Here is a 2,387-nt window from a genome sequence, read left to right on the forward strand (position 1 = left end):
CTCGGTCGTCTTGCGGCGAGCAGCCGTGCAGAGATCCTCAAAAGTGGCCATTTTCGGGAGTACCGCCGCGAAGAAACGTTCATTCGGGAAGATGATCGAACTGACTTCGTGGTACTTATCCTTCGAGGTTGGGTAAAGATCACGGCGGCGACCGAGAACGGCGGAATCGCGCTGTTGGCAATTCGTCATGGCGGTGATCTGGTGGGTGAGCTCGCCGGGCTGGACTCCGAGCCGCGGTCCGCCACGGCGGCCGGGAGCGTGGTTGCAAAAATGATCCGGGCAGAGGAATTTCTTTCTCTGCTGCGCCGCGAACCGGACGTGCATCAGGTGGTGAGCAGCACCATCGGCGCCAAGCTGCGGTCCGCGACGCGTCGGCATGTCGAGTTCGGCGGCTGCTCGGTGGCGATGCGGGTCGCACGAGTCGTCTTCGAGCTGCAGCGGGCATACGGCAGTGACGCTGGCCAGGGGACCAGATCGGTGGGCATACCGCTGACACAGCCGGAGCTCGCCGGGCTGGTGGGAGCCGCCGAGCCGACGGTGCACAAAGCGCTTCGTGAGCTACGGCAGCGCGGGATACTTGATACCGGCTACCGATCGCTTCTCATTCGCGATCTGGAGCAACTTCAGCGTGCGGCGAACCTGCCCGCGGGCAGCTCGTGACGTCGCCAGGGAGCGCTTGAAAGCTGATCTACCAAGATCCGGCGGGGCGGTGTGCACAATGGCGGGATGTTGCGACACGTCACGGCGGTGCGCTACGCGACGCCGCTGCGCGAGGGCGGGAGCCTGCCCGGCCTGATGGAGGGCGACGACCTCGGCACCTGGGTCGTCAAGTTCAGCGGCGCCGGGCAGGGGCCGAAGGCGCTGGTCGCCGAGGTGATCGTCGGCGAGCTCGCCCGCGAGCTCGGGCTCGCGGTGCCCGAGCTCGTCCTCATCGACGTCGACCCCGAGCTCGGGCGCACCGAGCCGGACCAGGAGGTCCAGGACCTGCTGCGGGCCAGCGCCGGGCTCAACCTCGGCATGGACTACCTCCCCGGGTCCATCACCTACGATCCGCTGGCCTTCGATGCCACGCCCGAAACCGCCGCCCGCGTGCTCTGGCTCGACGTCCTGACGCTGAACGTCGACCGATCCTGGCGCAACCCGAACCTGCTGGTCTGGGGCGGTCGGCTGTGGTTGATCGATCACGGTGCCGCCCTGTATCCCCACCACGACTGGGCGGGCGCGGCCGCGGCGGTCGGTCGGGTCCTGCCCGGCATCGCCGATCATGTGGTCCTACCGGTCGTGGCGGCTGAACCCGCGACGTTCGCCGCCGCCGACGCCGCGCTGGCCCCCCGGATCGACGCGGAGCTGCTGACCGCCGTCGTCGCCCGGGTACCCGACGCCTGGCTGGACGTTTCCCGTGCCGACTACGTTTCCTGGCTGCTGGCGCGGGTCGCGGCCCGGGCGTCCTGGCGCGACGCGGTCACCGCGGCAGTGGCCGAGGCACGCCCGGCCGCCGAGGTGGCGCCGGGCGCTCGGGTGGCGGCCGCGATCGCCAGCCACCGGCACGGCGCTGGCTCGGCCGGCCCGGGTGGGGCTGTCGGCTCGAGTGGGGCTGTCGGTCCGGGTGGGGCTGGTGCGGCGGGGTCGGGGCGGCCGGACTGGCTGCGAGCCGGGGACTGGCTGCGCACCGGTGGAGCGGCGGCTGCGGAGAACCGCGATGCGTGAGTTGTTCGAGTACGCGGTGATCCGGATCGTCCCGCGGGTGGAGCGGGGCGAGTTCGTCAACGTCGGCGTGATGCTGTACTGCCAGCGCTCCCGCTACCTGGACCTGCGCTGCCGGCTCGACGAGGGGCGCCTGGGCATCCTCGATCCCTACCTCGACCCGGCCGTCATCGTCGCCCATCTGGCTGCGTTTCGCGCCGTCTGCTGCGGCGGCGAGCAGGCCGGCCCGGCTGGGCGGCTCACCGCCGGCGAGCGGTTCCGCTGGCTGACCGCGCCGCGCAGCACCGTCGTGCAGACTTCGCCTGTCCACACCGGCCTGACCGGCGACCCGGAGGCCGAGCTGGACCGCCTCGCCACCCTGCTGGTCGATCGGCCGGTACCGCCGGTCCCCGATTCCACCTCCCGGTGACTCGCCGCTGCCGCCCGTACCACCGGAGCTGCCCACACCCCCTTGCCTGTCTTCCCCGCCTTTCCGCAGGGGTAGAACGGAGGCGAGGGGCTGTTAGGGCAAGGAAGCGAGGCGAGCCTTCAGGCGGCGAGGGCGGGGCGGCGAAAAGGGATCCTGCCGCCCCGCCCGATCGTCGTCAGCGACGGTTGCCGGTGAGCGGTGGGACGGCCCGAGTGGCCGCGCCCGTTACCACAGGGTGCCGTAGCGGATCGCTGACTGGTTGTTGCTGAACAGG

At 70.8% G+C, this 2,387-nt stretch carries 3 protein-coding genes; all 3 read left to right on the forward strand.

What is annotated here, in order from left to right:
* The coding region (locus G6R25_RS23405; protein WP_163554592.1) for a Crp/Fnr family transcriptional regulator at positions 1 to 660 on the forward strand (660 nt) is incomplete at its 5' end.
* Positions 661 to 726: 66 nt separating this feature from the next.
* A complete protein-coding gene (locus tag G6R25_RS23410) occupies positions 727 to 1,707 on the forward strand; it encodes a HipA family kinase (RefSeq protein ID WP_163554593.1) in 981 nt (326 codons plus the stop codon).
* A complete protein-coding gene (locus tag G6R25_RS23415) occupies positions 1,700 to 2,113 on the forward strand; it encodes a DUF3037 domain-containing protein (protein ID WP_163554594.1) in 414 nt (137 codons plus the stop codon). Before G6R25_RS23410 ends, G6R25_RS23415 begins: the two co-directional genes overlap by 8 nt.
* The last annotated feature ends 274 nt before the right edge of the window (positions 2,114 to 2,387 follow it).

The organism is Candidatus Frankia alpina (assembly GCF_902806485.1).
Classification (GTDB): Bacteria; Actinomycetota; Actinomycetes; order Frankiales; family Frankiaceae; genus Frankia; species Frankia alpina.

Coding starts and splice junctions, on each gene's coding strand:
- G6R25_RS23410 (WP_163554593.1), top strand. CDS start 727: ATGTTGCGACACGTCACGGCGGTGCGCTACGCGACGCCGCTGCGCGAG.
- G6R25_RS23415 (WP_163554594.1), top strand. CDS start 1,700: ATGCGTGAGTTGTTCGAGTACGCGGTGATCCGGATCGTCCCGCGGGTG.